4 protein-coding genes are annotated in these 4,903 nt (G+C 73.6%); all 4 read left to right on the forward strand.

Annotation, left to right across the window (positions count from 1 at the left end; all coding sequences use genetic code 11):
• The first annotated feature begins 145 nt into the window (after positions 1–145).
• Genes ETU37_RS05750 through ETU37_RS05765 form a run of 4 tightly spaced genes read left to right on the forward strand, consistent with a single transcriptional unit; the run spans position 146 to position 4,792 of the window.
• Positions 146–1,612: a GntP family permease gene (locus ETU37_RS05750; protein ID WP_206053753.1), complete on the forward strand. Its 1,467-nt coding sequence runs from the start codon at positions 146–148 to the stop codon at positions 1,610–1,612.
• On the forward strand, positions 1,613–2,938 hold the full coding sequence (locus tag ETU37_RS05755; protein ID WP_129986239.1) for a four-carbon acid sugar kinase family protein: 1,326 nt from the start codon (positions 1,613–1,615) through the stop codon (positions 2,936–2,938).
• Positions 2,939–2,951: 13 nt separating this feature from the next.
• Positions 2,952–3,995 (forward strand): 4-hydroxythreonine-4-phosphate dehydrogenase PdxA, encoded by a 1,044-nt coding sequence (pdxA, locus tag ETU37_RS05760; protein ID WP_129986241.1) that lies wholly within the window; start codon positions 2,952–2,954, stop codon positions 3,993–3,995.
• Between the two features lie 17 nt (positions 3,996–4,012).
• The gene (locus ETU37_RS05765) at positions 4,013–4,792 is read left to right on the forward strand and encodes a DeoR/GlpR family DNA-binding transcription regulator (protein WP_129986243.1); all 780 of its coding nucleotides are present in this window, start codon (positions 4,013–4,015) and stop codon (positions 4,790–4,792) included.
• Positions 4,793–4,903: the final 111 nt, after the last annotated feature.

Here is a 4,903-nt window from a genome sequence, read left to right on the forward strand (position 1 = left end):
CCGGTGGTACGGGAGTGACGACCGGCACCAAAGTTGCGCAGTCTGCGCAAGTTACCTACTGGTAGGGCTTGCATCGCGCAGAGCGAGCAGGGCAGGCTGCCAGAGGCCCCCCGGAACCGGGGGAGACCCTGTCTCGGAGGTCATCGTGGATCTACAGCTCTTGCTCGCCCTGGTGCTGGGCATCGCGACGGTGGTGCTCGTGGTGCTCGCGACGCGACTGGACGCGTTCGTCGGCCTGCTGCTCGCCGCGCTGGTGACCGGCTTCGTCGCCGGATCGCCGGCGCTCGACACCATCACGTCCATGACGGAGGGCTTCGGTGCGACGCTCTCCTCGATCGGCATCGTCATCGGCCTGGGGGTGGGGATCGGCAAGATCCTCGAGGTCTCCGGCGCCGCCGACGCCCTCGCCCGCACGTTCGTCCGCCTGCTGGGTCGCGGACGCGAGCACTGGGCGATGGCGGGCACCGGCGCGATGGTCTCCATCCCCGTGTTCTGCGACTCGGGGTTCGTGATCATGAACCCCCTCGCCCGGTCGATCGCCCGTCGGATCCGGGGCCGCTACGTCACCCTCGCGCTGGCCCTCGGCTGCGGCATGACGCTGACCCACCACCTCGTCCCGCCGACCCCGGGCCCGCTCGGCGTCGCCGGCATCCTCGGCGCCGACATCGGCGCACTCGTCTTGGCCGGCCTCGTGTTCGCGCTGCTCCTGCTGCCCGTCGTGGTCACCTACGCGGCGTGGATGGGCCCGAAGCTCGAGTCCGAGGTCGTCGAGGACGTGCGTGAGGCGGTGTACGCCGGGGCGACGGTCGGCGCCGGCTCCTCCGGTGGTGGCACCGTGACCGACGTCGCCGACGACGACCGGTCCGAGGCGCCGAGCCACCAGCTGGGCGAGACGCCGGAGGGGGAGAAGCCGCACCGCGTCGGTTTCCTGCTGGCATCGCTTCCCCTCGTGGTGCCTCTCGCGCTCATCGTGCTGAACACGGTGGCGGTCGCGATCGACCGCAGCGCCCAGGGTGTGCTGGACCCGGAGGCTGAGTACACGCCCCAGGGCTTCGCGAAGATCATGTCCTTCCTCGGGCACCCCGTCGTCGCGCTGACGATCGGCATCGTGCTCGCGGTCTACACGCTGCTGCCGCGCTGGACGCCCCGCAAGCAGGTGCACTCCTGGCTCGCCCAGGCGGCCGCGTCCGCGGGCCTGATCATCCTGATCACCGCGGCCGGCGGCGCGCTCGGCCAGGTGCTGCGCGACTCCGGTGTCGGCGACGCCCTCGCCGAGGCGATCTCGTCGATGAGCCTGCCCGGCGTGCTCGTGCCGTTCCTGGTGGCCACGCTGGTCCGGCTCGCGCAGGGCTCCGGCACGGTGGCGATGATCACCGCGGCGTCCGTCACCGCGCCCCTGGTGGCCGGGATGGGCCTGTCGCCGCTGCTCGCCGCGCTCGCCTGCTGCGCCGGGTCGATGGTGTTCAGCTACTTCAACGACTCCTACTTCTGGGTGGTCACCCGGTTCACCGGTCTCGAGGGCGTCGCCGCGATCCGCGGCTGGTCCGGCATCACCACCGCCGTCTGGGCGGCGTCGCTTCCGCTGCTGCTGCTCGCCAGCCTGGTGATCTGAGTGGCCCGGGTCCTCGTCGTCGCGGACGACCTGACGGGCGCCAACGCGGCGGCCGCCGGGTTCGCCCGCCGCGGCTTCCGCGCCGCCACCGCGAGCGCGGCGGACCGGCCCGACGTCGTCGCGGAGATGGTGGCCCGGTTCGACGTCGTGGTCGCCACGACGGACAGCCGTCACGAGCCGCCGGAGGTGGCGGCCGCCCGGGTCGACCGCGTCGTGGCGGCCGGGTGGCCGGCGGACCTGGTCTGCAACCGGATCGACACCACGCTCCGCGGCAACGTCGGGGCGACCACCGCGGCCGTGCTCGCCGCGGTACGGCGCGCGACCGACCGTCGCGTCGTCGCGCTCTGCGCCCCGGCGCACCCCGCGGCCGGGCGGCACACGATCGGCGGCACGCAGCTGCTCGACGGCCGCCGGCTCGAGGAGACCGAGGTCGCCCGCGACCCGCGCTCGCCGGTGACCACCTCGGACGTCGTGGCCCTGCTCGACCAGCAGGCCGACCTGGCGGCGGCCGTGCTGCCCATGGCGGTGGTCACCGGCGACGAGAAGGCCCTGGTCGCTGCCGTCACGTCGGCCGTCGACGGCGGCGCCGATGTCGTCGTCGCCGACGCCACCACGGAGGACCACCTCGATCGCGTGGCCGCAGCAGCCGCCGCCGTCGCCCGGCAGCACGACCTGGTCTGGGTGACGAGCGACCCGGGGCCCGCCTCCGTCGCGCTGGCCGGCGCGCTCGGCCTCGGCGAGGGCACGCACCAGGCGCCGCTGCTGGTGGTCTCCGGCTCCGCGACCGAGCTCACCCGCACCCAGCTCGGCCGGCTCGCCACCGAGCGCGGCGTCCGCGTGCACCGCACACCGTGCGTCGGCGACACGGCCGTGCCCGACGTCGACGCGACCAGCAAGCTCCTCGACACACTCCTCACGGACGCCGTACCGGGAGAGGTGGTGGCGCTCGCCACCGTCGTCGACGAGTCCGACCTGCGGCCCGTCTCGCGCGACGAGGCCGACGCCGTTCCGCGCGCGCTCGCCCGCGCGGTGCGCCGGAACCTCGAGGAGCACGCGGTCGACGGCCTGTACTCCACCGGCGGCGACGTCACCGCGGCCCTGCTTGCCGAGCTCGGCTCGCGCGGCCTGGAGATCACCGACGAGGTCGTCCCGCTCGCCGTCGCGGGCACCCTCGTCGGCGGCCCGTTCGACGGCCTGCCACTCGTGACCAAGGGCGGCCTCGTGGGCGGGCCCGACGCCACCCTCGCCTGCCTCGACCACCTCCGCCGTACCGCCGACCTGCGCCGCCGCCAGGTCGCGTCGGCCCGTTCGCGCACCCCGTACTGACGAAGGAGACACCATGACCCGCCACGTCCTCGCCCTGACCCTCGGCGACCCGGTCGGCATCGGCCCGGAGATCACCGCCGCGACCCTCGCCGACCCCGCCGTCGCCGGCGCTGCCGACCACCACGGCGTCGCCGTGGGTGACGCCGAGGCGCTGCGCCGCGGCGTGGCCGCGATGGGGCTCGATGTCGAGGTCCGGGTCGTCGACGGCTTCGACGTGGAGCCCGCGGACGGCTGCATCGACGTGTTCGACACCGGCGTGCTCGGCGACGACGTCCCGGCCTGGGGCGAGGTGGACAAGCGGGCCGGTGAGGCGGCGGTCGCGGCGATCGAGGTCGCCACGAAGGCGGCCATGGAGCAGCGCGTCGCGGGCATCGTCACCGGCCCGATCAACAAGGAGGCGATCTGGGCCGCCGGGTCCGAGCACCTCGGGCACACCGAGATGCTCGGTGCGCTCACCGGCGTGACCAAGCAGGACACGATGTTCGTGGTCCGCAACGCCGCGGCCGAGGGGCACCACCTCCGGATCTTCTTCACCACCCGGCACGTCTCGCTGCGCACCGCGCTCGACCAGATCACTGAGGAGAAGGTCCTCGACTCGATCCGGCAGGCGCACACCGCGCTGACGGTGTTCGGCGTCGAGAAGCCGCGGCTGGCGGTCGCCGCGATCAACCCGCACGGCGGCGAGAACGGCGCCTTCGGCGACGAGGAGATCGTGCACATCGGCCCGGCCTGCGATGCCGCCCGCGCGGACGGGCTCGACGTGAGCGGTCCGGTGCCCGCCGACTCCGTCTTCCACCAGGGGCTCGTCGGCCGGTACGACGGTGTGCTGTCGCACTTCCACGACCAGGGCCACATCCCGGCCAAGACGTTCGACTTCGACGGCACCATCTCCGTCACCGTCGGCCTCCCGATCCTGCGCACGTCCGTCGACCACGGCACCGCCTTCGACATCGCCGGGAGCGGCAAGGCCGGGCATGGCACGATGCTGTCCGCCTACCTGGCCGCGGTCGACTACGCGCCGTACGGCGACGCCATCCGGGCGACGTACGGGTCCTGAAAGAACGAGCCCCACCCATGAGCGACGCCAGCAGCCGGCGGGCCACCCGCGCTCGTCACGACGCGCTCGTCGTGCTGCTGCAGGACGGCGTCAACGGGGTCGACGCGCTCGCGGACCGGGTCGGGGTCTCGGCGTCCACCGTCCGACGCGACCTGGCCCGGCTCCAGCGAGAGGGCCGGATCGCCCGCACCTACGGCGGTGCGCTGGTCCGCGACGGCTTCACCGAGCGGTCGTTCGGCGAGAGCGCGCAGCTCAACCAGGCGGCCAAGGCGGCGATCGCCGACGCCGCTCTCGACCTGGTGCCCCCTGGCGGCACGGTGTTCCTCGACGCCGGCACGACCTGCCTGGCGCTCGCGCGCCGGCTCGTCGACCGTGGTCCGCTCACCGTCGTCACGCGCGGCCTCGAGGCGGCTCAGCTGCTCGTGCGGGGGGAGCAGGTGACCGTCACGCTGCTCGGCGGTGACGTCCGCCCGCTGAGCCACGGGCTTGTCGGCCCGCTCGCGACCCTCACCCTGCAACGCCTGACCGTCGACGTCGCCTTCCTCGGTGCCGACGCCGTCGACCCCGAGCGTGGTCTGGGCGAACCCACCGCCGAGGAGACCTACGTCAAGGAGGTCGCCGCGTCGCGGGCCACCGACGTCGTGATCCTTGCGGACGGCTCGAAGCTGGGCCCGGCGACGCTCCAGGCCTGGCTACCGCTGGAACCTGCGTGGACCGTCGTCACCGATGCGACGGCGTCAGTGGCTGCCGTCGAGCGGCTCCGGTCGGATGGTGTTCGGGTCGCCGTCAGCGACTGACGCTGTCCGGTTCGGACGCCGTACGGCTGATGCGTGAGGGCGGCGTCGATCTCGTGCTCCTCGACATGCACCTGCCCGACGTACACGGGCTGGAGCTGCTGCAGCGCTTCC

The sequence above is a fragment of the Nocardioides iriomotensis genome (assembly GCF_004168035.1).
Lineage (GTDB): Bacteria > Actinomycetota > Actinomycetes > Propionibacteriales > Nocardioidaceae > Nocardioides_B > Nocardioides_B iriomotensis.